General features: G+C 65.2%; 24 protein-coding genes. 13 read left to right on the top strand and 11 right to left on the bottom strand.

The window, feature by feature from the left end; genetic code table 11:
- Positions 1–35: 35 nt before the first annotated feature.
- Positions 36–218 carry a hypothetical protein gene (locus tag CAG31_RS07850; RefSeq protein ID WP_085579614.1) on the top strand — a complete coding sequence of 61 codons (183 nt, stop codon included), beginning with the start codon at positions 36–38 and terminating at the stop codon, positions 216–218.
- Here the strand turns inward: CAG31_RS07850 and CAG31_RS07845 are convergent.
- Positions 215–1,276 (bottom strand): AI-2E family transporter, encoded by a 1,062-nt coding sequence (locus CAG31_RS07845; RefSeq protein ID WP_085579612.1) that lies wholly within the window; start codon positions 1,274–1,276, stop codon positions 215–217. The two genes, CAG31_RS07850 and CAG31_RS07845, sit on opposite strands and share 4 nt — an antisense overlap.
- 158 nt (positions 1,277–1,434) lie before the next feature.
- Between CAG31_RS07845 and yegQ the strand changes: the two genes are divergently transcribed.
- Complete coding sequence (gene yegQ, locus CAG31_RS07840; RefSeq protein WP_085579610.1) at positions 1,435–2,772, top strand: tRNA 5-hydroxyuridine modification protein YegQ; 1,338 nt, start codon at positions 1,435–1,437, stop codon at positions 2,770–2,772.
- A 459-nt stretch (positions 2,773–3,231) separates the two neighbouring features.
- Here the strand turns inward: yegQ and CAG31_RS07835 are convergent, their stop codons facing one another.
- Complete coding sequence (locus tag CAG31_RS07835) at positions 3,232–3,945, bottom strand: FadR/GntR family transcriptional regulator (protein ID WP_085579608.1); 714 nt, start codon at positions 3,943–3,945, stop codon at positions 3,232–3,234.
- Positions 3,946–4,301: 356 nt separating this feature from the next.
- Here CAG31_RS07835 and CAG31_RS07830 point away from each other — a divergent pair, with 356 nt between their 5' ends.
- Both CAG31_RS07830 and gudD read left to right on the top strand, forming a co-directional pair.
- The gene (locus CAG31_RS07830; RefSeq protein WP_085579606.1) at positions 4,302–5,648 is read left to right on the top strand and encodes an MFS transporter; all 1,347 of its coding nucleotides are present in this window, start codon (positions 4,302–4,304) and stop codon (positions 5,646–5,648) included.
- A 13-nt stretch (positions 5,649–5,661) separates the two neighbouring features.
- A complete protein-coding gene (gene gudD / locus CAG31_RS07825; protein WP_085579604.1) occupies positions 5,662–7,005 on the top strand; it encodes a glucarate dehydratase in 1,344 nt (447 codons plus the stop codon).
- Between the two features lie 116 nt (positions 7,006–7,121).
- On the opposite strand, the gene CAG31_RS07820 is transcribed toward gudD, so the two are convergent.
- A complete protein-coding gene (locus CAG31_RS07820) occupies positions 7,122–7,994 on the bottom strand; it encodes a LysR family transcriptional regulator (RefSeq protein ID WP_085579602.1) in 873 nt (290 codons plus the stop codon).
- Between the two features lie 160 nt (positions 7,995–8,154).
- On the opposite strand from CAG31_RS07820, the gene ampC reads away from it, so the two are divergent.
- Positions 8,155–9,321 (top strand): class C beta-lactamase, encoded by a 1,167-nt coding sequence (gene ampC, locus CAG31_RS07815; RefSeq protein WP_085579600.1) that lies wholly within the window; start codon positions 8,155–8,157, stop codon positions 9,319–9,321.
- Between the two features lie 69 nt (positions 9,322–9,390).
- On the opposite strand, the gene CAG31_RS07810 is transcribed toward ampC, so the two are convergent.
- A complete protein-coding gene (locus tag CAG31_RS07810) occupies positions 9,391–9,960 on the bottom strand; it encodes a DUF4174 domain-containing protein (protein ID WP_085579599.1) in 570 nt (189 codons plus the stop codon).
- Between the two features lie 211 nt (positions 9,961–10,171).
- Here CAG31_RS07810 and CAG31_RS07805 point away from each other — a divergent pair, with 211 nt between their 5' ends.
- Positions 10,172–10,636, top strand: coding sequence for a GNAT family N-acetyltransferase (locus CAG31_RS07805; protein ID WP_085579597.1), 465 nt, complete (start codon positions 10,172–10,174; stop codon positions 10,634–10,636).
- Positions 10,637–10,660: 24 nt separating this feature from the next.
- Here the strand turns inward: CAG31_RS07805 and CAG31_RS07800 are convergent, their stop codons facing one another.
- Both CAG31_RS07800 and CAG31_RS07795 read right to left on the bottom strand, forming a co-directional pair.
- A complete protein-coding gene (locus CAG31_RS07800) occupies positions 10,661–11,446 on the bottom strand; it encodes a sulfite exporter TauE/SafE family protein (RefSeq protein ID WP_085580081.1) in 786 nt (261 codons plus the stop codon).
- Between the two features lie 201 nt (positions 11,447–11,647).
- Positions 11,648–12,385, bottom strand: a complete 738-nt coding sequence (locus tag CAG31_RS07795) for a hypothetical protein (RefSeq protein WP_085579594.1) — start codon at positions 12,383–12,385, stop codon at positions 11,648–11,650.
- Between the two features lie 273 nt (positions 12,386–12,658).
- On the opposite strand from CAG31_RS07795, the gene CAG31_RS07790 reads away from it, so the two are divergent.
- The 3 genes from CAG31_RS07790 (at position 12,659) to CAG31_RS07780 (ending at position 15,221) form a co-directional block, all read left to right on the top strand.
- Positions 12,659–13,807, top strand: a complete 1,149-nt coding sequence (locus CAG31_RS07790; protein ID WP_085579592.1) for an aldose epimerase family protein — start codon at positions 12,659–12,661, stop codon at positions 13,805–13,807.
- 92 nt (positions 13,808–13,899) lie between these two features.
- The gene (locus CAG31_RS07785) at positions 13,900–14,721 is read left to right on the top strand and encodes an aldo/keto reductase (RefSeq protein WP_085579590.1); all 822 of its coding nucleotides are present in this window, start codon (positions 13,900–13,902) and stop codon (positions 14,719–14,721) included.
- Between the two features lie 29 nt (positions 14,722–14,750).
- The gene (locus CAG31_RS07780) at positions 14,751–15,221 is read left to right on the top strand and encodes a DUF1810 domain-containing protein (protein ID WP_085579588.1); all 471 of its coding nucleotides are present in this window, start codon (positions 14,751–14,753) and stop codon (positions 15,219–15,221) included.
- Here CAG31_RS07780 and CAG31_RS07775 read toward each other — a convergent pair.
- Complete coding sequence (locus CAG31_RS07775; RefSeq protein ID WP_176243864.1) at positions 15,186–17,546, bottom strand: DNA polymerase II; 2,361 nt, start codon at positions 17,544–17,546, stop codon at positions 15,186–15,188. The two genes, CAG31_RS07780 and CAG31_RS07775, sit on opposite strands and share 36 nt — an antisense overlap.
- A 218-nt stretch (positions 17,547–17,764) precedes the next feature.
- On the opposite strand from CAG31_RS07775, the gene CAG31_RS07770 reads away from it, so the two are divergent.
- Positions 17,765–18,205, top strand: a complete 441-nt coding sequence (locus tag CAG31_RS07770; RefSeq protein ID WP_085579584.1) for a CBS domain-containing protein — start codon at positions 17,765–17,767, stop codon at positions 18,203–18,205.
- Between the two features lie 508 nt (positions 18,206–18,713).
- Here CAG31_RS07770 and CAG31_RS07765 read toward each other — a convergent pair.
- A complete protein-coding gene (locus CAG31_RS07765; RefSeq protein WP_085579582.1) occupies positions 18,714–19,337 on the bottom strand; it encodes a glutathione S-transferase N-terminal domain-containing protein in 624 nt (207 codons plus the stop codon).
- A gap of 218 nt (positions 19,338–19,555) precedes the next feature.
- Here CAG31_RS07765 and CAG31_RS07760 point away from each other — a divergent pair, with 218 nt between their 5' ends.
- Positions 19,556–19,996, top strand: coding sequence for a phage infection protein (locus tag CAG31_RS07760; protein WP_085579580.1), 441 nt, complete (start codon positions 19,556–19,558; stop codon positions 19,994–19,996).
- Between the two features lie 74 nt (positions 19,997–20,070).
- On the opposite strand, the gene CAG31_RS07755 is transcribed toward CAG31_RS07760, so the two are convergent.
- Positions 20,071–21,156, bottom strand: coding sequence for a DUF1615 domain-containing protein (locus CAG31_RS07755; RefSeq protein ID WP_085579578.1), 1,086 nt, complete (start codon positions 21,154–21,156; stop codon positions 20,071–20,073).
- A 151-nt stretch (positions 21,157–21,307) separates the two neighbouring features.
- On the opposite strand from CAG31_RS07755, the gene CAG31_RS07750 reads away from it, so the two are divergent.
- Positions 21,308–22,837: an FAD-dependent oxidoreductase gene (locus tag CAG31_RS07750; protein ID WP_085579576.1), complete on the top strand. Its 1,530-nt coding sequence runs from the start codon at positions 21,308–21,310 to the stop codon at positions 22,835–22,837.
- 383 nt (positions 22,838–23,220) lie between these two features.
- Here CAG31_RS07750 and hemB read toward each other — a convergent pair whose 3' ends face one another.
- Both hemB and CAG31_RS07740 read right to left on the bottom strand, forming a co-directional pair.
- Positions 23,221–24,195, bottom strand: coding sequence for a porphobilinogen synthase (hemB, locus tag CAG31_RS07745; RefSeq protein WP_085579574.1), 975 nt, complete (start codon positions 24,193–24,195; stop codon positions 23,221–23,223).
- Positions 24,196–24,389: 194 nt separating this feature from the next.
- Positions 24,390–25,088: a glutathione S-transferase family protein gene (locus CAG31_RS07740; RefSeq protein WP_085579572.1), complete on the bottom strand. Its 699-nt coding sequence runs from the start codon at positions 25,086–25,088 to the stop codon at positions 24,390–24,392.
- 233 nt (positions 25,089–25,321) lie between these two features.
- Here CAG31_RS07740 and CAG31_RS07735 point away from each other — a divergent pair, with 233 nt between their 5' ends.
- Positions 25,322–25,996, top strand: a complete 675-nt coding sequence (locus CAG31_RS07735) for a histidine phosphatase family protein (RefSeq protein ID WP_085579570.1) — start codon at positions 25,322–25,324, stop codon at positions 25,994–25,996.
- The last annotated feature ends 45 nt before the right edge of the window (positions 25,997–26,041 follow it).

Here is a 26,041-nt window from a genome sequence, read left to right as displayed (position 1 = left end):
TAAGGTAGCCCCATCGATTGATGGAGGTATCGGCAATGGCTCAGGTTCAAATCATGTCTGTCATCGGCAGCGCCGTCCCCGCCTCGCTCCGCGCCTTGGGGTTGCTCGCTTGCTGGTACGTGGTGCGCGACGGCGAACCGGTGAGCGGCCCGCTGCGCTCGCTGCCGGACGCCCAGGCGCTGTCCCGGGCCATGCTCGACGGCCCGCTCGGCGCCTAAGGCAATTGCACCTTGGGCCGGGTCTCGAGGTACAGCGCCCAGCTCGACATGAACAGCGCCGCGATCAGCGGACCGATCACAAAGCCGTTGAGGCCGAAGACCGCCAGGCCGCCTAACGTCGAGATCAGGATCATGTAGTCCGGCATGCGCGTGTCCTTGCCCACCAGCAGCGGACGCATGAGGTTGTCCACCAGCCCGATCACGAACACGCCGAACAGCCCCAGCACCACCCCTTGCCAGATCATTCCGCTCAACAGGAAATACAGCGCCACCGGTGCCCAGACGAGGCCCGCCCCTACCGCCGGCAACAGCGAAAGGAACGCCATCAGCACCGCCCACAGCAACGCGCTGGGGATGTCCAGGAACCAGAAGATCGCCCCGCCCAGCGCCCCTTGCGTGATCGCCACCAGCAGATTGCCCTTCACCGTGGCGCGCACCACGCGGTTGAACTTCAGTTGCAGACGGCGCTTGTGCTGCTCCTCCAGCGGCACCGCCGCGCGTACCTTGCGCGCCAGTTCGGCGCCGTCGCGCAAAAAGAAGAACAGCAAGTACAGCATGATGAAAAAACCCGCCACGAACTCGAACGTGCCCTGACCGACACTGAACGCCTGTGTCGCCAGCGCCTGGCTGCCTTGCAGCGCGGCCTTGACGATCTTCTCGCGCAAGGCGTTGAGCTCACCGACGCCCAAGCGGTCGAGCAGGTGCTGGAAGTACGGCGGCAGGCTGTGCTTGAACTGTGCAAGGTAGGCGCCGATGTCGATCTCGCCGCTGTCGATGCCCTTGTAGAGCATCGCCCCTTCCTGCACCAGCAGCCCCCCGATGACGATCACCGGCAAAATCGCGACGACCAGGCAGATGCCCAAGGTGCACAACGCCGTCAGGTTGCGCGGCCAGGCGAACCGCAACTGCAGGCGCCGCTGCATCGGTGCGAACAGGATGCCGAGGATCACCGCCCAGAACACCGCGCCGTAGAATGGCAGCAGGATCCAGATGAAGGCGACGGTCACCAGCGCCAGCAGCACCGTGAGGGATTTGAATTGCAGGCTCTTTCGGTTCATGTGCGATCCACGTCGGCCGGGGCGCCCCGTGCGCCCACCCGGACTTGGTCAGCCCGCTGCGGCACAAGTGCCCTTTTTGTTCATGGAGCATAGATCCAGATCAATGAATCCTCGCCGCCGTTGCCTTACCCTCCCGCGCTTTTGCCAGCGATGCCGCCATGACCGCCACCCTGCCCCTTACCGCCCCGGAACTGCTGGCCCCCGCCGGCACCCTGAAGAACATGCGCTACGCCTTCGCCTACGGCGCCGACGCGGTGTACGCCGGCCAGCCGCGCTACAGCCTGCGGGTGCGCAACAACGAATTCGACCACGCCAACCTCGCCCTCGGCATCCGCGAGGCCCAGGCCATGGGCAAGCGCTTCTATGTGGTGGTCAACATCGCCCCGCACAACGCCAAGCTCAAGACCTTCCTCAAGGATCTGGCGCCGGTGATCGAAATGGCGCCGGACGCGCTGATCATGTCCGACCCGGGCCTGATCATGCTGGTGCGCCGGCACTTCCCGCAGATGCCCATCCACCTGTCGGTGCAGGCCAACACGGTGAACTGGGCGAGCGTGGAGTTCTGGCAGCAGCAGGGCCTGAGCCGGATCATCCTGTCCCGCGAACTTTCCCTGGAGGAGATCGGCGAAATCCGCGAACAGGTGCCGGGCATGGAGTTGGAGGTGTTCGTCCACGGCGCCCTGTGCATGGCCTACTCCGGCCGCTGCCTGCTCTCGGGGTACATGAACAAACGCGACGCCAACCAAGGCACCTGCACCAACGCCTGCCGCTGGAAGTACTCGGCACAGGAGGCCACGCAAAACCAACTGGGCGAAATCGTGCAGACCTGCGAACCGCAGCCGACCCTCGGCCTGGGTGCCCCCACCGAACAGGTGTTCCTGCTGCAGGAGGCCAACCGTCCCGGCGAACTGATGCCAGCGTTCGAAGACGAACACGGCACCTACATCATGAACGCCAAGGACCTGCGCGCGGTGCAGCACGTCGAGCGCCTGACCCGCATGGGCGTGCATTCGCTGAAGATCGAGGGGCGCACCAAGTCGCACTTCTACTGCGCGCGCACCACCCAGGTCTATCGCCGGGCCATCGACGACGCGGTGGCCGGCCGCGAGTTCGACCGCAGCCTGATGAACGACCTGGAGTCGTTGGCCCAACGCGGCTACACCGAGGGTTTCCTGCGCCGCCATGTGCATGACGAGTACCAGAACTACCAGAACGGCAGCTCGGTCTCCGAGCGCCAGCAGTTCGTGGGCGAACTGACCGGCGAACGCCGGGGCCGGCTGGCCGAAGTCAAGGTGAAGAACCGCTTTGCCCTGGGCGATCACCTGGAACTGATGACGCCCAAGGGCAACTTCCATTTCGACCTGCACCAGTTGCACAACCTCAAGGACGAAGCCATCGACGTGGCGCCAGGGGACGGGCACACCGTTTACCTGCCGATTCCGGATGCGGTGGACCTGCGCTTCGGGCTGTTGATGCGGGACATCGGCACGGCCTGAGCCTGACGGCGCCCTCACCGACGCCATCGCCAGCAGGCTGGCTCCCACAGGAGCTGCGGTGGCCTGCCATTTCTGCGAACGCCACTGAGCCCTGTGGGAGCTGGCTTGCCAGCGATGGCGGCGGAACAGACAACAGAGATGTCGACTGGACCGGCCTCATCGCTAGCAAGCTAGCTCCCACAGAATCTGCGGTGGCCCGCCATTTCCGCGAACAACGCCGAACCCTGTGGGAGCTGCGGTGCGACGATTCGACTTGCCAGCGATGGCGGCGGAACAGACAACAGAGATGTCGACTGGACCGGCCTCATCGCTAGCAAGCTAGCTCCCACAGAATCTGTGGTGGCCTGCCATTTCTGCGAACACCACTGAGCCCTGTGGGAGCTGCGGTGCGACGATTCGACTTGCCAGCGATGGCGGTATGTCGGGCAACGAAGATGTCAGCCGTACCTCTTCCCCGGTTCAGCCCTGAGCCAAAAACCGGTCCCGGCTGTTGGTCAGGTGCAGCCACATCGCCGCCCGGGCCGCGTCCGGATCCTGGCGCCTGATTGCATTGAGGATCGCCTCATGCTCCTGGCTGGCCAGTTCCCCCAGCTTGCTCAGGTCCACCGCGCCGCGTTCGGCGGCGTTGACCCGGGTGCGCGGGATCATCGCGCTCCCCAGCTGCTGCATGATTTCGGTGAAGCACACGTTGCCGGTGGCCTCGGCGATCAGCAGGTGGAAGCGCCGGTCGGCCTCGACGCAACTGTCGTTGTTGGCCAGCAGGCGCCGGTAATCGTCCAGGGCCTGACGCATCTGCGCCAGTTGCTGCTCGCTGCGGCGCTGCGCCGCCAGCGCCGCAGCCTGGGTCTCCAGGCCCATGCGCAGTTCGAGGATGCCGCGTACCCCCAGCGCGGTTTCGACATTGAGTCGCAAGCCCTGCTCCGGCGCCCGCTCGATCACGAACGTGCCGATGCCGTGACGCGTCTCCACCAACCCCGACGCCTGCAACTTGGAAATGGCCTCGCGCACCACCGTGCGGCTGACGCCATGCTCCCGGACGATGGAATTCTCGGACGGCAGCTTGTCGCCGGGCAGCATCTGGCCGAGCAGGATGCCCTGGGTCAGCTTTTCGACCAGGTCATGGGCCAGGTTGTGGGCGCGCTTGCGGGCGGGGGCGTCGAGTTCGTCTTGCATGGTCGGTTCCGGTGGCGGGGCTTGCGGATCGTAGCACTGCCATGGAGGGGCATTGAGCGAATTTTAGCTCACCACACGACCCAACTTGTATGACAACACTCAAATAATTCATTCATCCGAGCCAAAACCTCACTCCCCACCTCCCACAACCCACCAGACAAAACCGGCCGCAAAGCCACACAAAAACTCAGCAACCACAGGACAAAACCCACAAATCGAATAAAGGCACGCCTGCATCAAATCATTTCGTTGGTACTCACAGCTTGTCGGACAAAAAAATCTAGTTGTATGATGTCTATCAACAACGCAACACCCAGACATACCCCGCATAAAAATAACGAGTGGGAGAAAACCAAGTGAAACCATCCATCGCCGGGATGAACGAGGGCGCCGATACGGCGCTGTCCTCGGCCATCGCCAAAGTCAAACGCCACGTCCTGCCGCTGTTCGTGATCATGTTCATCGTCAACTACATCGACCGGGTGAACATCGGCTTCGTCCGCACCCACATGGAACACGACCTGGGCATCGGCGCCGCAGCCTACGGGTTCGGCGCCGGCCTGTTCTTCATCGGCTACGCGCTGTTCGAAGTCCCCTCCAACCTGCTGCTGCAAAGGGTCGGCGCACGGATCTGGCTGACCCGCATCATGCTCACCTGGGGCCTGGTGGCCGCCGGCATGGCGTTCATCCAGAACGAAACCCACTTCTACATCCTGCGTTTCCTGCTCGGCGTGGCCGAGGCCGGGTTCTTTCCGGGGGTGATCTACTACTTCACCCGCTGGCTGCCGGCCGCCGAACGCGGCAAGGCCATCGCGATCTTCCTCAGCGGTTCGGCGGTGGCCTCGTTGATATCCGGCCCGCTGTCCGGCCTGCTCCTGCAGATCAGCGGCCTGGGCCTGCACGGCTGGCAGTGGATGTACTTCATCGAAGGGATGTTCTCGGTGGGCCTGTGCGTCTTCGTCTGGTTCTGGCTCGACGCCAAGCCCCACGACGCCCAATGGCTGAGCCGCGCCGAGCAGGACGCGCTGGTCAAGGCCATCGACGACGAGCAACGGGCGCGGGAAGCGGCGACCACCGTCAGGCCGTCGCTGGGCAAGCTGCTCAAGGACCGCCAGATCATCCTGTTCTGCCTGATCTACTTCTTCATCCAGCTGACCATCTACGCCGCGACCTTCTGGCTGCCGAGCATCATCAAGAAGATGGGCGAAATGAGCGACTTCCAGGTCGGCCTGTTCAACTCGATCCCGTGGTTGCTGTCGATCATCGGCATGTACGCGTTCGCTTCGTTCTCGGCCAAGTGGAAACACCAGCAGGCCTGGGTCGCCGCAGCCCTGCTGATCGCGGCGGCGGGGATGTTCCTGTCCACCACCGGCGGGCCGGTCTTCGCCTTCGTCGCGATCTGCTTCGCCGCGCTGGGGTTCAAGTCCGCGTCGTCGCTGTTCTGGCCGATTCCCCAGGCGTACCTCGATGCGCGCATCGCCGCAGCCGTGATCGCCCTGATCAACTCGGTGGGCAACCTGGGCGGCTTCGTGGCGCCGACCACCTTCGGCCTGCTGGAAGAACACACCGGCTCCATCCAGGGCGGGCTCTACGGCCTGGCCGCGACGTCGATCATCGCTGCCGTCATCGTGTTCGCCGCCCGCACCGCCCCCCAATCCTCGCCCGACGCCGTCACCGCCGACGCTGCGCCGAAACACGCCTGAAAGGACACCCGAAATGACCGTACACGACACCGCCAAAGCCCCGATCATCACCGACATGCAGGTCATCCCGGTGGCCGGCCACGACGGCATGCTGCTCAACCTGAGCGGCGCCCACGGGCCGTTCTTCACCCGCAATATCGTCATCCTCAAGGACAACGCCGGCCACACCGGCGTCGGCGAAGTGCCCGGCGGCGAACGCATCCGCCAGACCCTCGAAGACGCCCGCAGCCTGGTGGTCGGCAGCCCGATCGGCACCTACCAGAAGATCCTCAACCAGGTGCGCCGGACCTTCGCCGAACGCGACGCCGGCGGACGCGGCCTACAGACCTTCGACCTGCGCATCACCATCCACGCGGTCACCGCCCTGGAAGCCGCCCTGCTCGACCTCCTCGGCCAGCACCTCGACGTGCCGGTGGCCGCATTGCTCGGCGAAGGCCAGCAGCGCGACGAAGTGAAGATGCTCGGTTACCTGTTCTACGTCGGCGACCGTCGGCAGACCGACCTGGCCTACCGCAGCGAACCGGACGCCGACAACGACTGGTTCCGCGTGCGCCATGAGCAAGCCATGACCGCCGACGCCGTGGTGCGCCTGGCCGAAGCCGCCCACGACCGCTACGGCTTCCAGGACTTCAAACTCAAGGGCGGCGTGCTGAGCGGCGATGCGGAAATCGAGGCCGTGACCGCCCTGGCCGAACGCTTCCCCGAGGCGCGCATCACCCTCGACCCGAACGGTGCCTGGTCGCTCAAGGAAGCCATCCGCCTGTGCCGTGACCAGCATCATGTGCTGGCCTACGCGGAAGACCCGTGCGGCGCGGAGAACGGCTACTCGGGCCGCGAAGTGATGGCCGAATTCCGCCGCGCCACGGGACTCAAGACCGCCACCAACATGATCGCCACCGACTGGCGCGAAATGGGCCACGCGATCCAGTTGCAGTCGGTGGACATCCCCCTGGCCGACCCGCATTTCTGGACGATGCAGGGCTCGGTGCGCGTGGCGCAGATGTGCCACGAATGGGGGCTGACCTGGGGCTCGCACTCCAACAACCACTTCGACATTTCCCTGGCGATGTTCACCCACGTGGCCGCCGCCGCGCCGGGCGACATCACCGCCATCGACACCCACTGGATCTGGCAGGACGGCCAGCGCCTGACCAAAGCACCGCTGCAGATCGTCGACGGTTGCGTGAAGGTGCCGCACAAGTCGGGGCTGGGCGTGGAACTGGACATGGATCAGGTGGCCAAGGCCCATGAACTGTACAAAGGCATGGGGCTGGGCGCGCGGGACGACAGCGTGGCGATGCAGTACCTGATCCCCGGCTGGGCGTTCGATAACAAGAAGCCGTGCCTGGTGCGCTGAATCCCTGACCGGATCACAGCCCCTCTGTGGGAGCGAGCCTGCTCGCGATGACGGCGGCAAATCCGGCATTGAGGTGTCGACCACCATCGCCAGCAGGCTGACCCCTACATTCGGCGTCAGGCGGACATCTGCAGCAACCAGTGCCTGAACGCCGCCATCGCCGGGGTTTGCGGCTTCGACTGCAACCGCGTCAGCCAGTAGCTCCCCGTGGTGATCTCGATCGCGAACGGCTGACAGATCGCCTCCGTCGCCAATTGCCGGGCAAACATCAACGGCGGCGCCAGCGCCACCCCGCTCCCCTGCAAGGCCGCGTCCATCATCGCCAGCGATGAGTCGAACACGATGCTTTGGGGCGGTGCCGCGTGAGTCGCCAGACCCGCCGCCTGGAACCATTGCGGCCATTCATCGCTGCGGTAGGAACGCAGCAGACGCTGTTGCAGCAAATCCCCCGGCGCGTGCAGTTGCCGGGCGATCTCCGGCACGCACAGCACCGACAGCGGCGCCTCCAGCAGACGGGTCGCTTCGATCCCGTGCCACGCCCCCGCGCCGAAGCGGATCGCGTAATCCAGCCCTTCGGCGGCCACGTCCACCCGGTTGTTGTGGGTCGACAGGCGCAGATCGATCAGCGGATGCTTCGCCTGAAAGTCCGCAAGCCTGGGCAGCAGCCAGCCCACGGCGAAGGTGCCCACCGCCCCGACCGTCAGCGTCTCCCGGTACTGTCCGCCCGCCAGACGCTCCAGCATCTGCGCGATATGATCGAAAGACGTGGTCAACACCGGCAGCAGGGTTTCGCCTTCGCCGGTCAGCATCAAGCCACGGGGCAGACGCTTGAACAGGATCACGCCGAGTTGCGCCTCCAGGCTTTTCACCTGATGGCTGACGGCGGCCTGGGTCACGCACAGCTCCACGGCGGCGCGGGTGAAGCTCAAATGACGCGCGGAGGCTTCGAAGGCGCGCAGCGCATTCAAAGGCAATTGAGGTCGAATCATGCCATGTCCCAAATTTTTCTAATGGCTCGTCCGAGTTTTCATCGTTTGCCGAATACCGCCGGACTGCCTAGATTTGGCGGCGCCGATCAGCCGGCCCGACGGAAAACGCTCGCAGTGTAGCGGGATTACACCATCAGCACTCATGGAGAGTGGCTCAACCATGCTTTCGATCAACCTGAACAAACTCAAGTCTTTCAGCGCTTTCGGACTTTTCTTCAGCGCCGCCAGTTGCCTGGCAGCCCCTCAGACCGACGATCAGCTGCAGTCGCTGGTCAAGGCCACCGTGACGCCGGTCATGCAGTTGGAGAACATCGCGGGTCTGGCCGTCGCCGTGACCGTCGATGGCAAGGCGCATTACTTTAACTACGGTGTCGCCGACAAGAAGACCGGGCAACCGGTGAGCGAAAACACCCTGTTCGAGGTCGGATCGGTGAGCAAGACGTTCACCGCCACCCTCGCCGCCTACGCACAGGCCAACGGCAAACTGGACTTCTCCGACAAGGCCAGCCAGCACTGGCCGGAACTCAAAGGCAGCGCCTTCGACACCATCAGCCTGCTGCAACTGGGCACCTACAGCGCCGGCGGCCTGCCGCTGCAATTCCCGGCCGCCGCAGACGCTTCCGACAGGATGCTCGGCTATTACCGACAGTGGAAACCCACCTATCCTGCCGGCAGCCATCGCCTGTACTCCAACCCGAGCATCGGCCTGTTCGGCTATCTGGCGGCGAAAAGCCTCGGCCAGCCGTTCAACCAGCTCATGACCGATACCCTGCTGCCCAAGCTCGGGCTCAAGCACACCTTCCTTTCGGTGCCTGCGTCTGAACAGAAGCTCTACGCCCAGGGCTACGACAAGAACGACCAACCCGTTCGGGTCACCCCCGGCGCGCTCGACGCCGAAGCCTACGGCGTGAAAACCAGCGCCGCGGACCTTTTGCACTACGTCGAAGCCAACCTCGACACGGCCAAGCTCGAAACGCCTCTGCAAAAGGCCATCGCCCTCACCCACACCGGCTACTACACCGTCGGCGACATGACCCAGGGCCTGGGCTGGGAACGCTACACCTACCCGATCAGCCTCGACCGCCTGCTGGCCGGCAACTCGACGCCGATGGCCATGGAGGCGCACAAGGTCAACTGGCTCAACCCGCCGCAGCCGGAACCGGAAAACGTGCTGATCAACAAGACCGGCTCCACCGGCGGCTACGGCGCCTATGTCGCGTTCGTGCCGTCGAAGAAGGTCGGGATCGTGATCCTGGCGAACCGGAATTACCCGATTCCGGAGCGGGTGAAAATGGCGCACAAGATCCTTGGTGCGCTGACCGAGTAACGCCACAGGCAAAAAAAACGGGCGACCTCTTAAGGTCGCCCGTTTTCGTTTCGGCATCACAGGACGCCCTCAATCATCCGGCTGCTCCGGCGGTTTCGTCGGCTTGGCGGGTTTCGCAGGTTTGGTGCCCTTGGCGCCTTTGGCCGGGGCCGGTTCCGTGGCGGTCGGTGCGGTGACCACCGTCGCGGTCATTTCCTTCTCGGCGGCCGGCAGGGCGTCGATGGTGTCGAAGATCTTCTTCAGGTCCACCGTCTTGGTGTCATCCCCCGAACTCTCCAGCTTCTTCTCGCCGTCCTTGCCCACCAGGATCACCTTGGGCAACGCGCCGGCCCCTAGCTTGAGCGCGCGGATCAGGGCCATGGTGTCCTGCTGGCCGAGATCCTTGCCGTCGAGCTGGCCGGACATGTTCAGCACGGTGTAGACGCGGATGTTGCGGTCGCTGACGCCTTGCTTGTTGGCCGGATCCTCCAGGGACTTCTTCAGGCGCAGCCATTCGGAGTCGACGGTGCTGGAAGTGATCACGATCAGTGGCCGGGCGCGCCCCTTGTCGATGTCCAACGGGGAATCGCTGTCGGCGGCGGCGAACAGGGGGCCGGCGAACGCCAGCAAGGTTGTCAGGGTCAGTGACCTGATGAGCATGCGCATCTCCTTTTGATATCCACGCTCTACTGATTGCGCACCATGGCGATCGTTCCGGGTCGGCCCCGGTAAAAGTGTTTCGCCATGTCCCAAGCTTAGGACAGGGCCGACATTGCGCAACCGCACGGCGCCAGCCCCGATGCGAATTTGATTACCGGGCGTGTCCCCATTAGGGTGTCCGCTGCCCCCAACGAAAAGGAGTTCAAGCGGCATGCAGATCGATTACCTGTGCGACCACCCCCAACTGATCGGGGAACTGGCCGAGCTCAATTTCAAGGAATGGGGCCACTACCGGCCCGGCGACACGCTCGAAGCCCGCACCGAACGCATGCGGGCGGCCTGCGGCAAAGGCGCGGTGCCCAGCGTGGTGGTGGCCATCGAAGACGGGATTTTGCTCGGCGGCGCCCTGCTGATCGACAGCGACCTGGACCTGCGCCCGCACCTGACGCCCTGGCTGGCCGGGGTCTACGTGAAGGCCGAGCACCGGGGCCGCGGCATCGCTTCGCTGCTGGTCAACCGCATCGTCGAAGAGGCCGCCGCGCTGGGCGTGCCGGAACTGTTCCTGTACACCGACGCCTCGCAATCGCTGTACGCGCGGCTGGGCTGGGAGGTGGTCGAGGAGCTGGACTATGAGGGGTTGCCGGTGACGCTGATGAAGTACGCCCTCACCCGCTGAGCCCGCCGCGGCTTCGCGGCGGGCTCAGAACGCCAGCTTGTAGCCGATCAGCACCAGCATGGTCGCCAGGCACGGACGCAGCAGTTCATCGGAGACGCGGCCGGTCAGGTGGCTGCCCAGCCAGATGCCCGGCAGCGAGCCCATCAGCAGAAAGCCCAGCACGCCCCAGTCCATGTTGCCCATGCTGGCGTGGCCCAGGCCCGCGACCAGGGTCAGCGGCACGGCATGGGCGATTTCGGTGCCGACCAGGCGACGGGTCGGCAGCAGCGGATAGAGGATGAACAGCGCGACGGTGCCCAGGGCGCCGGCGCCGATGGAGGTCAGCGCGACCATGGTGCCGAGGATCAGCCCGGTGACCACGGTCATGGCATTGAGGCGCGCACCGCTTGGGTTGTAGTTGCCGCCGGCACGCTTGTGGGCGAAGTCCAGCAGGCGTTTCTTGAACAGGATCGCCAGCGCCGTGGCGAACAGCACGAAGCCCAGGGCCTGCTTGATGATGGCGTTCATCGCGTCCGGCGCGGCGTGGAGGGTGCTGAGGAACCACAGCGTCATCGCCACCGCCGGCACGCTGCCGAGGGTCAGCCATCCGGTGATGGCCCAGTCGATGTTGTTGTTCTTCTTGTGCACCAGCACGCCGCTGGACTTGGTGATGGCGGCGTACAGCAGGTCGGTGCCCACCGCCGTGGCCGGGTTGATGCCGAACCACAGCAGGATCGGCGTCATCAGCGAACCGCCGCCGACGCCGGTCATGCCGACGATGAACCCCACCACCAGCCCGGCAACCACCAGGCCGAAATTTGCCAATTCCATGAAGACGCCCAGAAAAGCCACAGGAAAATATGGCCCGCAGCATAGCGAGTTTTCTTATAACTCCCTATATCGATGGGATCTATCGTTATGCCATTTCATTTCACCCTTTGCCCGAAGGAGCAAGCCTGCCCGCAATGAGGCCGTGCCAGCCAAATCATCGCCTCTGACCGGGCAGGCTCGCGCCTGCGGGCGCAGGCGTTCCTATTGCACCGGCAGGAAGTTCAGGAACAACAGGCTCTGGGCGTAGTTCAGGCCGATGCGCCGGTAACGCTCGTCGAGCATCTGGGTCAGCAGGTCCAGGCGCGCCACGATCTTGCCGAACTCGGTGGCGAAGCTCAGGTTGCTGCCCTCCTCCGAGATCTCGTTGGAGAACAGCAGCGGCTGGCCTTCCTTGTTCTGCCGTTGGGCCAGGATCCAGGTGGCTTTCTCGATGTTGCGCGCGGCGTTGTGGACGAAGGTCGGGTTGATCGCGTCCGTCATGTAGAACTCGGTGCGGTTGCCGTGGGCGGTGACCAGCATGCTGCCGATGGCGTAGATGAACGCGCCGACCCGGTCGCCGAGAAACTCCGGACTCATGGCATAGCTCAGCGCCGCCAGATCCTTGCGGCCGCCGAGCACCGGCAGCGGTTGTTGCTGTTCGATGGCCAGGCGCACCTGTTTGACGGCGACGCCGATGTTCAGGAATCCCGATTTGCGCAGCTCGTCGGGGTTGCGCAGGTACAGCTTGCCCATCAACCGGTAGAGGCTGTTGAGGTTGTCGCGCATGGCCAGGGAGGCCATGCGGTCGACGCTGGTCTGGAGGAACTCCTGGGGTTGGCCATCGCGGATCTGGCTGATGAAACCGTTGCCGTCCTGGTGGCTGCAACCGCCGAGCGGCAGCGCCGCCAGGCAGGCCAGCAACAGGCACGGGCGTTGAATATGGGCGAACAAACGGGTCATCAATGCTTCGGCAGTCTCATTCCTGCGCGACGGGGCTCGCCGCAACCTGACCATGGATAGAGCCGGGGATCGGGCAAAAGTGCGATGCCAGCATTGCCCAGCCGACCTTTGGCATGTCGCGCCACACATTCTAGTCATACTTTTAATTGGACTAACGCAGTTTTACGGCTATAAATTTAACTTCTCGCTTATTTAGTATTACTAAATAAGCGAGTTCACCGAAAACCTTCACCGTTTGACGCCACCGCCAAAACAACAAAAAGGAAGGTCACCATGCTTCAATCCCGTCACCTGCTCCCCGGCCTCGGACTGTCCCTCATGCTCTCGACCCTGCCCGCCCACGCCGCCAGCCTTTCCGGCGAACACAAAGCCTTCGGCAAGACCGATGACGGCACCCCTGTCGAGCAATACATCCTGCGCAACCGCCACGGCATGCAGGCGACGGTGATCACCTACGGCGCCACCCTGCAGGCGCTGCGGGTGCCGGACCGCCACGGCAAGCTCGATGACATCGTGCTCGGTTTCGACGACGTGCAGGGCTACCAGCGCGGCACCGCGTACTTCGGCGCGACCATCGGCCGCTTCGGCAATCGTTTGGCCGACGGTGCGTTCGAACTCGACGGCCAGCGCTACCAGGTGCCGCAGAACGACAAGACCAACGCCCTCCACGGCGGCCCCCAGGGGTTCGACAAGAAGGTCTGGAAGGCCCGCGAGACGAAAGACAAGGATTCGGTGGGCGTGACCCTGACCTACCTGTCGGCGGACGGCGAAATGGGCTTCCCCGGCAACCTCACCACCGAGGTGACCTACCGCCTCACCGACGCCAACGAACTGCGCATCGACTACAAGGCCAGCACCGACAAACCCACGGTGCTCAACCTGACCAACCACAGCTACTTCAACCTGGCCGGCGCGGGCAACGGCGACGTCCTCAAGCAACTCGCCACCCTGCATGCCGGCCATTACACCCCGATCGACGCCAAGCTCATCCCCACCGGCGAACTGGCGCCGGTGGCGGGCACGCCCATGGACTTCACCCGGGCCACCGCCATCGGCCAGCGCATCAAGGACGATCATCCGCAGCTCAAGTTCGCCGAACCCAAGCAGGGCGGCTTCGATTTCAACTGGGTGCTGGACGCCAAGGGCGATGTGGCCAAACCGGCGGCCGAAGTCAGCGACCCGCACTCCGGCCGCCGCTTGCAGCTGTACACCAGCGAGCCGGGGGTGCAGTTCTACACCGGCAACTTCCTCGACGGCACCGTCAAGGGCAAGGGCGGCAAGGTGTACCCGCACTGGGGCGCTTTCACCCTGGAGACCCAGCACTATCCGGACTCGCCGAACCAGAAAGGCTTCCCCAGCACGCGGCTGGATCCCGGCCAGACCTACACCCAATCCGTCGTGTTCCGGTTCTCGGCGCAGTAAGGCCGATTCCCGCCGCAGACCTCCTGCCGGATCAGGTTGGGCTATCCTGCTGACCAACCAAAGTCCCGACCGCTCAAGAACAGGAGGTTTGCATGCGTACACTCGAACTTGCCGGCGTACAGGTGCCGGTGATCGGCCAAGGCACCTGGCGCATGGGCGAAGACCGCTCGGCGCACCGCAGCGAGGTGGCGGCGCTGCGTTTGGGGGTCGAGCTGGGCATGAACCTGATCGACACCGCCGAAATGTACGGCGAAGGCGGCGCCGAAACCGTGGTCGGCGAAGCCATCGCCGGCCTGCGCGACCACGTGTTCCTGGTCAGCAAGGTCTACCCGCACAACGCCAGCCGCCAAGGCATTCCCCAAGCCTGCGAACGCAGCCTGCGCCGCCTCGGCACCGAGCGCATCGACCTCTATCTGCTGCATTGGCGCGGCCAGTATCCGCTGGAGGAAACCGTCGAGGCCTTCGAGCGCCTGCGCGAGGACGGCAAGATCGGCCGCTGGGGCGTGTCGAACTTCGATGTCGATGACCTCGAAGAGCTGTCGGTGCCGGCCTGCGCCACCAATCAGGTGCTGTACAACCTGGAGGAGCGCGGCATCGAATTCGATCTGCTGCCGTGGTGCCAGCATCAGCGCATGCCGTTGATGGCGTATTGTCCGATCGGCCAGGGCGGCGCGCTGCTGGCGGCGCCCGCGCTGCAAGAGATCGCCGCTCGTCACGGCGTCACCCCCGCACAGGTTTCGCTGGCGTGGATTCTGCGTCAGGATGGCGTGATTGCGATCCCCAAGGCCGTGCGCCCCGAGCATGTGCGACTCAATGCACAGGCGGCGCAGCTTCAACTGGACGCCGGGGATCTGGCGGCGCTGGACCGGGTGTTTCAGGCGCCACACCGCAAGCGGCGGCTGGCCATGGTCTGAGCCACCGCCGACTGGCCGAGGGCTTCGGCATGAGAAGCACAGATCAGTACGACCCGTTCAACCTGCAACGTTTCGTCCAGGCCCAGGATCCGGTGTTCGAGCGGGTGCAGCGCGAGCTCGACGACGGCCACAAGCGCAGCCACTGGATGTGGTTCGTCTTCCCGCAGTTCGCCGGGCTCGGCGGCAGCGAAATGTCCCGGCGCTTCGCCATCGGTTCGGCGGCCGAGGCCCGGGCCTATCTGGCCCATGACCTGCTCGGCGCCCGGCTGCGCACCTGCACGCAACTGGTGCTCAACGTTCCGCAGCGCTCGGTGGCGCAGATCTTCGGGCATCCGGACGACCTGAAATTCCATTCCTCGACCACCCTCTTCGCCCAGTTCGCCGACGCCGGCAGCGTGTTCCATCAGGCCTTGGAGCGCTATTTCCATGGCATCCAGGACGAATGGACGCTGCAGCTGCTGGACTCAAAACAGGCCCATCTGCCCCCCGACCAGGGTTGAGAAGTCGTCGTCGACAAACGGCAGGATCGCATCCGCCACCGGTTGCAGCTGACGGGTGAGGTAATGGTCGTAATCGATGGCCGCCCGGCGCGCCTCCAGCGGCTCGGGGCCGGCCAGGGTGATGACGTAGCTGATCCAGCCGCCGTTCTGGTATTGCCGGGGCCGGCCGTGCTGCGCGTTGTAGTCGTCGGCCAGGCGCGCGGCGCGCACATGGGGCGGGACGTTGCGCTCGTAGTCGTCGAGGGTGCGGCGCAGGCGCTTGCGGTAGACCAGCCGGTCGTCGAACGCGCCGGCCAGGGTCTGGCGCACGTATTCGCGCACGTAATCCTGATAGGGCTCGCGCCGGAAGATCCGTTCGTACAGTTCCTGCTGGAACTGCCGGGCCAGCGGCGACCAGTCGGTGCGCACGGTCTCCAGGCCCTTGTAGACCATTTCCTCGCGGCCGTCGGGCCGGGTCACCAGGCCGGCGTAACGCTTTTTGCTGCCCTCCTCGGCGCCGCGGATGGTCGGCATCAGGAAGCGCTTGTAATGGGTCTCGAACTGCAGCTCCAGGGCGCTCTCCAGCCCGTACTGCTCACGCACGTGCCCGCGCCACCAGTCGTTGACCGACTGCACCAGCGCCCGGCCGATCTGCGCCACCTCTTCCTGGCCATGGGGCCGGCGCAGCCAGACGAAGGTGGAATCGGTGTCGCCGTAGATCACCGCGTGGCCTTGGGCTTCGATCAACTGGCGGGTGCGCAGCATGATTTCGTGGCCGCGCAGGGTGATCGACGACGCCAGCCGCGTATCGAAGAACCGGCAGCCGCTGGAGCCGAGCACGCCGTAGAAGGCGTTCATGATGATCTTCAGCGCCTGGGACAGCGGCGCGTTGCGTTCGCGCTTGGCCTGTTCCCGGCCCTCGGCAACACGCGCCACGATGGACGGCAGGCAATGCCGCGTACGGGAAAACCGCGCACCGCGAAAGCCCGGCACGGACTCGGCGTCGCCGGGCTGACGCAGGCCTTCGATCAGGCCCACCGGGTCGATCAGGAACGTGCGGATGATCGACGGGTACAGGCTCTTGTAGTCCAGCACCAGCACCGATTCGTACAGCCCCGGCCGCGAGTCCATGACGAATCCGCCGGGGCTGGCCTGGGGCGGGTTGGTGCCCAGGTTCGGCGCCACGAAGCCTTGGCGGTGCATCAGCGGCATGTACAGATGGGTGAACGCCGCCACCGAGCCGCCGCTGCGGTCGGCCGGCAGGCCGGTGACGCTGGCGCGCTCCAGCAGAAAGTCCAGCAGGTCGGTCTTGGCGAAGATCCGCGTCACCAGCTCGCAGTCCTTGAGGTTGTACTTGGCCAGCGACGGCTTGTCCTCGGCGAACATGCGGTTGATTTCGTCCATGCGTTGGTACGGGTTGTCGATGGACTTGCCTTCGCCGAGCAGGGTCTGGGCGACGTTCTCAAGACTGAACGAAGGAAAGCTCCAGGTCGCCGAGCGCAACGACTCGATGCCGTCGATGATCAGCCGCCCCGCCGCCGAGGCGAAGAAATGGGTGCGGCTGCCGTGCTCGCGCCATTGCATCTCTTCCCCGCCGCGCCCCAGCTTGAGCGGCACGCCCAGGCGCCGCGCGTGTTCGTGGAGGATGCGCAGGTCGAACTGCACCAGGTTCCAGCCGATGATCGCGTCGGGGTCGTGGCGGGCGAACCAGTCGTTGAGTCTCTTCAGGATCAGGGTGCGCGAGTCGCAGTATTCGAGGTCGAAGTCGACGGCGCTGCCGTCGCCGTTCGCCGCGCCGAGCATGTACACCTGCCGTTCGCCGCAGCCTTCCAGGGCGATGGAATACAGCTCGCCCTGTTCGGTGGTCTCGATGTCCAGCGACACCAACCGCAGCGTGGGCCGATAGCCGGGGGCGGGTTTGAGGTGGGCGTCGGTCAGCACGCCATCGGCGTCCGGCGTGCCGCCGAACCGCACCGGTGCGGTGATGAAGCGCTCCATCAGGTAGCGTTCGGGCGGGCGCACGTCGGCTTCGAACACGTCGACGCCGGCGCGGTTGAGCGCGGTCTCCAGGCGCATCAGCTGGCCGTGCTGCTGGCAGTACAGCCCCAGCACCGGGCGGTGTTCGAAATCCTGCAGGGCCAAGGGGCGCAGTTCGACGTTCTTTTCGTCCGCCAGCACGCGCTCGGCCGGCCCCCGCTGTTCGGCCGGGATGAACGCCACCGACGGCTGGTGCGGCAGGCGCACGCGGCGCGGGCCGGCATCGGTCGCCAGCCAGAACTCGACTTCGGTGCCGGCCGGGGTGTCGCGCCAATGCCGGGTCAGGACGAAGCCCTGCTGTACATCCACCACTGCAACCTCGGGAAACGGAATCTGGCGGCCATTCTACCCGGGCCGGGGCGCAGGAGCTTGCTCCCGTTTCCCGGGACGGCCCCGTCACACCGGCAGAACCGGCCGTTTTTTTGCCGGATGACGTTTTTTGCGTGTTATCTGCCGTTTTGCGGCCTTGCCCTGCGCGCCGGCGTCTACGATGCTTCAGGAACAACGACAACCCCTGAGTAACCGCCATGAAGACCGTCGCCCAGCTGCTCAAGCTCAAAGATGAGAAAAACCAGAAAGTGCACACCATCTCGCCGGACGACATGGTGCTGCAGGCCCTGATGGACATGGCCGCGAAGAACGTCGGTGCGTTGCTGGTGGTCAAGGACGGCCGGGTCGAGGGGATCATCAGCGAGCGCGACTACGCGCGCAAGCTGGTGCTCAAGGGACGCTCGTCGGTGGGCACGCCGGTGCGCGACATCATGGTGTCGCCGGTGATCACGGTGGACACCCACCAGACCGTCGACACCTGCCTGGGCATCATGTCCGACAAGCGCCTGCGCCACTTGCCCGTGGTGGAGAACGGCCAACTGATCGGCCTGCTGTCGATCGGCGACCTGGTCAAGGAAGCCCTGGCCGAACAGGCGGATCTGATCCGGCAGCTGGAGAGCTACATCCGCGGGGAATGAGCCCTCCACTGTGAGAGCCAGCCTGCTGGCGATGGCAGTGGATCAGCCACCACTGATACCGGCAGTGCCGGCCTCATCGCTTGCAGGCAAGCTCCCACAAGGTTTTGTGGTGTGCCTGCATCGTGGGGATACCGGCGATACCTGTGGGAGCTGGCTTGCCAGCGATGGCGGTGGATTAGACAACAGAGATGTCGGCTGTGATGGCCTCATCGCTGGCAAGTCGAATCGTCGCACCGCAGCTCCCACAGGATTTTGTGGTGTGCCTAGATCCTGCAAACACCCGGGATACCTGTGGGAGCCAGCCTGCTGGCGATGGCGGTGGATCAGCCACCACTGATACCGGCAGTGCCGGCCTCATCGCTGGCAAGTCGAATCGTCGCACCGCAGCTCCCACAGGGTTTTGTGGTGTACCTGGATCCAGCAAACACCCGGGATACCTGTGGGAGCGGGCTTGCCCGCGATGGCGTTGGGTCAGCCACCGCAGTCGTCGGCAGGCAATCCCGCCCGTTCAGGCCGGCCAGTGCCGCGCAAACACCGGCGCCAGCACGGGGTGGCGGTCGATGCGCGCCAGCCAGGCATGGAATCCGGGGCGGGTCTGGCGCAGATGCTCGCGGGAGCCGGCCCAGCGGGTCACCACCGCCGCCAGCAGATCCAGCGCCCCCGGCTTTTCGTCGTCCAGGTACAGCTCGGCGGAAAACAGGTCGGCGAACACTTCCCACATCCAGTGCAGCCGTTCGCGGGCGCCGGCCATCAGGTTCTGCCGCGAGGCCTCGTCCGGCATCACCAGCCAGCGTTCCGGGTAGTCGATGACGCCGATGGCCGCGTAGCAATTGCTGACGATGTACACCATGCCGCGGATCGCCTGATCGCGGTCGGCGGCATCGGCCGGCAGCAGGCCGGATTCCGGAAAGCTCAGGCCCAGGTGCACCAGGATCGCCGCGCTCTCGGTGATGACGCGACCGTCAGGCAGTTGCAGGGTCGGGATCTGCTTCAACGGGTTGAGCCGGGCCAGCTCCTGCGCCGCTTCGCTGCTGGCCTCCACGTCGATGAAACGGTAAGCGATCTGGCACAGCTCCAGCGCCGCCTCGATGGCCGCCGCGCCCGAATTCCTGTGCCCGTACAGTTGATACATGCGCCCTCCTCCGGCTGCCGGTTCCGCTTCACGCTTGCAGTGTAGAAGGCCAGGCGAATAACGCCGCCCTCGCGGCCCCATCACGCTGACCGACGGCCCGTGCGCCAAACCATCATCGGCGTCGATGTTCACCATCACGGCAATGAAGTTCTCTTAAAAAATCCCGGGCGTAACATCTGCTCCATACCAACCGACAACACCCTCTGGAGCACACGATCATGAAACGCCAAACCATCCTCGGCATCGCTTTCTCGGTACTTGCGCTGAACGCTTTTGCAGCCCCTTCCGCCCACACGATGATCGCCGAAGGCGGCTCGGACAAACTGATCGAAAGCCGTTTGGCCGAAGGCGGTTCCGACCGTCTGATGGAACGCCGCGTCGCCGAAGGTGGTTCTGACCGTCTGCTGGAACGCCGCGTCGCCGAAGGTGGCTCGGATCGTCTGCTGGAGCGCCGCGTCGCCGAAGGCGGCTCGGATCGTCTGCTGGAGCGCCGCGTCGCCGAAGGCGGCTCGGACCGTCTGCTGGAACGCCGCGTCGCCGAAGGTGGCTCGGATCGTCTGCTGGAGCGCCGCGTCGCCGAAGGCGGCTCGGACCGTCTGCTGGAACGCCGCGTCGCCGAAGGTGGCTCGGACCGTCTGATCGAACGTCGCGTGGCCTGATGCCTCGCCTCACCGCAACAGCCCAGGAAAAACCCGGCTCCCGTCAGCCGGGTTTTTTTATGCCTTTCAGTTCTTCATTGCTTGGCCATGCAGCGCCGGTAGCGCCCGTCCACCCGTTTGGCGAACCAGGCGGTGGTCAGTTTGCGGGTGATCTTCGGGCTCTGCAGCACGATCCCCGGCAACACCGCACGGGGCAGCGGCTTGCCCTCGGCCCGCTCCGCCAACTCGAACACCTTTCGGTACAGCCGGGTGTCCTCAAAAGCCAGCGTGTCGCCCTTCTCCAGTTGCTCGCGGATCGCCGGATTGCGCAGGCCCAGGGACTTGCCCAACGCCCGCACGGCCAGCTCCGTGCTGCCGGGCATGATCGCACCCGGCCGGATCAGGTCGCCGTCCAGCGCCAGCGGGATGCCTGACGCGCGGCTTACCGCATTCTGGAACGCCGCGTTACGGCTGGCGTACCAACCGGCGTTGAAATCGGCGAAGCGGTACAGCGGCTCGCGGTAGCTCACCGGATACCCCAGCAAATGGGCGATGCCGAAATACATGCCGCCCCGGCGACTGAACACTTCGCGGCGGATCGTCCCGTCCACCGGATAGGGATAGTCCTTGGCGTGCCGCTCGGCGAATTCGATGCTGACCTGCATGGGCCCGCCGGTGTGCACCGGGTTGAAGCCGCCGAACAGCGTGCGGCCCATCGGCACCATGCCGATGAAGTCATCGAAGATCCCGCTCAGCTCCTTTTCGCTGCGGGCGGCGCTCAAGCGGTCGCTGTAGGACTTGCCGTTGGGCGAACGCAACGCCAGCGCACCGCTGACCAAGAGTCCCGGAATGTGGGCCTTGGCGGCACGGCGGTCGATTTCGTCACGGGCGATCTTGCCCAGGCCCGGCACCGGCGGATCCGCCTGGAAGGTCGACTCCTGCTCGGCCACGGCCAGCACCGAGCACAGATTGGCGGTACTCGGGTCAAGGTTCTGGGCGGCGAACGCAGCATAGATGTCGGTGGCCCAGCCCTGACGGTCGGCCGTGCCGGCCGGCAACAGCCGCACGATCTGCGCCTTGACCTCGGCCGGCGGGCGTGCCGGCCCTTCGCCGCGCTGGCCGGCGCAACCGGCAAGCACCGCCAAGACGGCAAGACCGATGAGCATTCGAAAGGTGGGCATAAGGTTCTGTCCAAGGATCCGGTGCTGGCTATGACTCCCGGCATTCTGCCCTGTTCCGTGGCGGGACTGCCCGGATTCCGTTGAGCAGCCCGACTGGCCACCCTCCCCGGCTGATCCATACTTGCCGTTGCACCTGCCTGGGAGAACCGCCATGAACCGCAGCGACGTACTGATCATCGGCGCCGGCCCCACCGGTCTGGTGCTGGCCCTGTGGCTGAGCAAGCTGTCGATCCGCGTGCGCATCATCGACAAGGCCTCCGCCCCCGGCACCACCTCCCGGGCGCTGGCGGTGCAGGCGCGCACCCTGGAGCTGTACCGGCAACTGGACCTGGCCGACGCCGTGGTGCGCAGCGGCCACCGGGTGCAGGCGGCCAATTTCTGGGTCAAGGGCAAGCCCGTGGCGCAGTTGCCGCTGCACCGCATCGGCGAAGGGCTGACGCCGTATGCGTTCCTGGAGATCTACCCGCAGGACGAACACGAACGGCTGCTGATCGAGCGCCTGGAAGACTACGGCGTGACCGTCGAACGCAACACCACCCTGGAAAGCTTCGAGGAGACCGGCGACGGCATCAGCGCCCACCTGCGCCTGCCCGACGGCGAACAGGAAACCTGCCAGGCCTGCTACCTGGCCGGGTGCGACGGCGCCCGTTCGGTGGTGCGCAAGAACCTGGACAGCGGGTTCCCCGGCGGCACCTATCAGCAGATTTTCTATGTCGCCGATGTCCAGGCCAGCGGCCCTGCGCTCAATGGTGAGTTGCACCTGGACCTGGACGAAGCGGACTTCCTCGCCGTGTTCCCGCTGGCCGGCGAAGGCCGTGCACGGCTGATCGGCACCGTGCGCGACGAGCGTGCGGAGCGCGCCGAGACCCTGCAGTTCTCCGATGTCAGCAGCCGTGCCATCGAACACCTCAAGGTGCACATCGACGACGTCCACTGGTTCTCCACCTACCGGGTCCACCACCGGGTGGCCGAGTTCTTCCGCAGCGGCCGGGCCTTCCTGCTCGGCGACGCGGCACACGTGCACAGCCCCGCCGGCGGCCAGGGCATGAACACCGGCATCGGCGATGCGATCAACCTGGCCTGGAAACTGGCGGCGGTGCTCAGCGGCGGCGCCACGCCCAAGCTGCTCGACAGCTACGAGACCGAGCGCATCGCCTTCGCCCGGCGCCTGGTGTCGACCACCGACAAGGTGTTCAGCTTCGTCACCGCCGAAGGGCGCATGGCCGACTTGCTGCGCACGCGGCTGGCGCCGTTCCTGATCCCGAAAATGGCGTCGTTCGAGGCCAGCCGCGAGTTCCTGTTCCGTACCGTGTCGCAGATCACCCTCAACTACCGCGGCATGCCGCTGAGCGAAGGGCTGGCCGGCCATGTGCACGGCGGCGACCGCCTGCCGTGGGCCCACGACGGCGAAGGCGACAACTACGAACCGCTGCGTCACCCCGGCTGGCAGGTGCATGTGTACGGCGACACCAGCGACGAGATGATCGCCTGGTGCCACGCCCACAACCTGCCGCTGCACGTGTTCGACTGGCGCCCGGCCTTCGAGGCGGCGGGCCTGGGGCGCAACGGCTTCTACCTGCTGCGCCCGGACACCTACGTCGCGGTTGCCGACAACAGCGCCGACCCGAAAGTGATCGAACGCTACCTGCGCGATCACGGGATCCGGCCGTTCTTCAACTGACCCGGCCTTGCGGCGCCCGGACTGACGCCATCGCTGGCAAGTCGAATCGTCGCACCGCAGCTCCCACAGGTACCCCGGGTGTTTGCAGGATCCAGGTACACCACAAAACTTGTGGGAGCTGGCTTGCCAGCGATGAGGCCAGTTCAGCCGACATCTCTGTTGCCTGACCTACCGCCATCGCTGGCAAGCCAGCTCCCACAGGTACCCCGGATGTTTGCAGGATCTCCCACAGGTATCACGGGTGTTTGCAGGATCTGGATCCACCACAAAACCCTGTAGGAGCTTGCCTGCAAGCGATGAGGCCGGCACTGCCGACACCTCTGTCGCCTGACCCACCGCCATCGCCCGCAGGCCGGCTCCCACATCCAAGATGGAGGGGTCGGTCAGATCCCGGCCAGGGCCAGATCCATCGCGAAGTAGGTGAAGATCAGGTCCGCACCGGCCCGTTTGATCGCGCCGAGGCTTTCGCGCACCACGCGGTCTTCGTCGATGGCGCCGGCCTGGGCGCCGAACTTGATCATCGCGTACTCGCCGCTGACCTGGTACGCCGACAGCGGCAGGTTCGAGGCTTGGCGGATGTCGCGGATGATGTCCAGGTACGCGCCGGCCGGCTTGACCATCAGCGCATCGGCGCCTTCCTGTTCGTCCAGCAGCGACTCGCGCAGGGCTTCGCGGCGGTTCATCGGGTTCATCTGGTAGCTCTTGCGGTCGCCCTTGAGCGCGCTGCCGCCGGCCTCGCGGAACGGGCCGTAGAGGGCCGAGGCGAACTTGGTCGAATAGGCCATGATCGCGGTCTGGGCGAACCCGGCCTCATCCAGCGCCCGGCGGATCGCCTGCACCTGGCCGTCCATCGCCGCCGACGGCGCGATCACGTCGGCCCCGGCGCGGGCGGCGGCCACGGCTTGCTTGCCGAGGTTGATCAGGGTCTGGTCGTTGTCCACCTCATGGTTGTGCATCACGCCGCAATGGCCGTGATCGGTGTACTCGCAGAAGCAGGTGTCGGACATCACGATCATTTCCGGCACGGCATCCTTGGCGATCCGCGACATGCGCGACACCAGCCCGTTCTCGCGCCAGGTGTCGCTGCCGTTGGCGTCCAGGTGGTGGGACACGCCGAACGTCATCACCGACTTGATCCCGGCGCGGGCGTAACGCTCGATCTCGCCGGCCAGCTTGCGCTCGGGAATGCGCATCACGCCGGGCATGCTCTTGATCGGCACGAAGTCGTCGATCTCTTCCTCGACGAAAATCGGCAGCACCAGATCGTTGAGGGTGAATTCGGTTTCCTGGAACAGGCTGCGCAGGCTCGCATTGCGGCGCAGACGGCGTGGACGTGCTTCGGGGAACTGACTGGACATGGGGCCTTTCCTGAAAACGGCGGATGAGACGAAAGTCGTAGGGGGCGAAGCTTATGCCTTGCGCAGGGCGGCGTACAAACCTGGATCAATCAAGAGTGCGTTACCGCGTGCGCAACAATGGGCTGCGGGAGTGAACCCGTTGCGGTGACGTCAGGGCCGTCATCGTGAGCAGGCTCGCTCCTACAGGGCGACCGTCAAGAAGGAATCGTGAGGCCCCGCACTACCGCCGGCCGCGCCAGGAAACGCTCCAGCACCCGGGTGACGTTGGGGAAATTGCCGATGCCCACCAGGTCCCCCGCCTCGTAGAAACCGATCAGGTTGCGCACCCACGGGAACGTGGCGATGTCGGCGATGGTGTAGCGCTCGCCCATGATCCAGTCGCGGCCTTCGAGCCGCTGATTGAGGACGCTGAGCAGGCGCCGGCTCTCTTCGACGTAGCGGTCGCGGGGGCGCTTGTCCTCGTAGTCCTTGCCGGCGAATTTGTTGAAGAAGCCGAGCTGGCCGAACATCGGGCCGATGCCGCCCATCTGGAACATCAGCCACTGGATCGTCTCGTAACGCAACGCGCCTTCGTGGGCCAGCAGCTGGCCGCTCTTGTCGGCCAGGTAGATCAGGATCGCCCCGGACTCGAACAGCGGCAGCGGCTGGTCATCCGGCCCGTGCGGGTCGATGATCGCCGGGATCTTGTTGTTCGGGTTCAGCGACAGGAATTCCGGGGACATCTGGTCCTGGGTGTCGAACCCCACACGGTGCGGCTCGTAAGGCAGGCCGATCTCTTCAAGCATGATCGACACCTTGACGCCGTTGGGGGTCGGCAGGGAGTACAGCTGAATCCAGTCGGGGCATTGCGCCGGCCATTTGCGGGTGATCGGGAACGCGGACAGATCGGTCATGGGAAGCATCCAGTCACAATTGAAGCCCCGATCATAATGGAGGCTCCGCCGAACCGTAACATCTTGTGGTTAGGCTGCCAGGGCACGGATCGAACCAACCGGGCCTCAGGGGACTCTGAGCGCACACACTTCGCAAGGAACGCCATTGAAGACAGGGAACACACCCGGCGCTGGAAGCCCGAGGTGCACAGGCTTGTCCGCCTTGACCGAATCCGCTGAAGAATCCTTTGCCCATGACGAACCTGATGAGCTTCGCCAAACGCTTCAAGCACCGCCCCTACGTGGCCCTGCCCTCCCTGCTGGCGGCCAGTGCGCTGTTCCTTTCGCTTGAGTCCAGCGAAAGCCGCGCGCAACCGGTGGACGGCACACAGACGCTGGTGTTCCTGCGCCACGCCGAAAAGCCCGCCGGCGGCCTGGGGCAGCTCAACTGCCAGGGCCTGAACCGGGCGCTCGAACTGTCGACCCTGCTGCCGGAGAAGTTCGGCAAGGCCGACTACGTGTTCGCCGCCAACCCCACGCGCAACGTCGAGGAAGGCGAGCTGGACAACACCTACAGCTACATCCGCCCGCTGATGACCATCAGCCCCGCCGCGATCCGGCTCGGCCTGCCGGTGAACATCGAGTTTTCCGCCAACGACACCAGCGACCTGGCCCGGGAGCTGATCGACGACAAGTACCACAACGCGACCATCTACACCGCCTGGTCCCACGGCTACCTGCCGGAGCTGATCAACAAGGTGGCCGGCAAGGCCGTGGGCGAGCGGCAGACCATCACCGACGACTGGGACGCCGGGGACTTCGACTCGCTGTACGTGCTGACCCTGACCTGGCACAACGGCAAGGCCAGCCTGCAGAGCCACAGCTACAAGCAGGGGCTGGACAACGGCAAGGCCACCTGCCCGACCTGAGTTCGCGGATCTGCGGCGCCCCCACTGACGCCATCGCCAGCAGGC

The sequence above is a fragment of the Pseudomonas sp. R25(2017) genome (genome assembly GCF_002112565.1).
Classification (GTDB): Bacteria; Pseudomonadota; Gammaproteobacteria; order Pseudomonadales; family Pseudomonadaceae; genus Aquipseudomonas; species Aquipseudomonas ekonensis.
This window is presented reverse-complemented; position numbering and strand designations above follow the sequence as displayed.